This window comes from Methylobacterium sp. CCH5-D2 (assembly GCF_001556475.1).
GTDB classification, from domain to species: domain Bacteria; phylum Pseudomonadota; class Alphaproteobacteria; order Rhizobiales; family Beijerinckiaceae; genus Methylobacterium; species Methylobacterium hispanicum.
Window position 1 is genome coordinate 1 of record NZ_LSIX01000362.1, and the last position, 1,140, is coordinate 1,140.

The following is a 1,140-nucleotide window of genomic DNA, read 5'->3' on the forward strand; positions in this document are numbered from 1 at the left end:
TGTAGACGAAGGCGAAGAACAGGTTCTGGCGGATGTTGCCCATCACCGCCTTCGACAGCCGCCGCGCCCGCACGATGCCGAGGAGGTCGCCCTTGAGCAGGGTCAGCCCAGCGCTCTCGATGGCCACGTCGGTGCCGGTGCCCATGGCGATGCCGACGTCGGCGGCGGCGAGCGCGGGAGCGTCGTTGACGCCGTCGCCGGCCATCGCCACGACCTGGCCGGCCGCCTTGTGCCGCTCGACCACGGCGGCCTTCTGGTCGGGCAGCACCTCCGCCTCGACCTCCTCGATCCCGAGGCGGCGCGCCACCGCCTCTGCGGTCGTCCGATTGTCGCCGGTCAGCATCACGACCCGGATGCCCTCGGCCCGGAGCGCGGCGAGCGCCTCGGGCGTCGTGACCTTGACAGGGTCGGCGATCGCGATGACGCCGGCCACGCGCCCGTCGACGGCCGCGAAGATCGCGGTCGCCCCATCTCGCCTCAGGTCGTCCGCCTCGGCCGCGTAAGTCGACACCTCCACCCCCTGCTCGCGCAGGAAGGCGGCGTTGCCGAGCGCCACCCGGCGCCCCTCGACGGTGCCGAGCGCGCCCTTGCCGGTCGGGCTGTCGAAATCCGCCACGGGAGCCAGGCCGATCCCGCGCTCCTCGGCCGCCTTCACGATGGCGAGGGCGAGCGGGTGCTCGCTCGCCCGCTCGACGCTCGCCGAGAGGCGCAGCACGCTGGCCTCGTCGAAGCCGGTCGCCGCCGCCACCCGCGTCACCGCTGGCTTGCCCTCGGTCAGCGTGCCGGTCTTGTCGACCACCAGCGTGGTGACCTTCTCCATGCGCTCCAGCGCCTCGGCGTTCTTGACGAGCACCCCGGCCCCGGCGCCGCGGCCAACGCCGACCATGATCGACATCGGCGTGGCGAGGCCGAGCGCGCAGGGGCAGGCGATGATGAGCACTGCGACAGCCGCCAGCAGCGCGAAGGTGAAGCGCGGCTCCGGCCCGAACGCCATCCAGGCGATGAAGGCCAGCGCCGCCACGCCGATGACCGCCGGCACGAACCAGCCGGCGACCTGGTCGGCGAGACGCTGGATAGGCGCGCGAGAGCGCTGGGCCTCGGCCACCATCTGGACGATGCGGGCCAGCATGGTGTCGCGCC

At 73.3% G+C, this 1,140-nt stretch carries 1 protein-coding gene; it reads right to left on the bottom strand.

Annotation, left to right across the window (positions count from 1 at the left end; translation table 11 throughout):
* On the bottom strand, window positions 1-1,140 hold a 1,140-nt coding region (locus AX737_RS09340), incomplete at both ends, for a heavy metal translocating P-type ATPase (protein ID WP_156453615.1).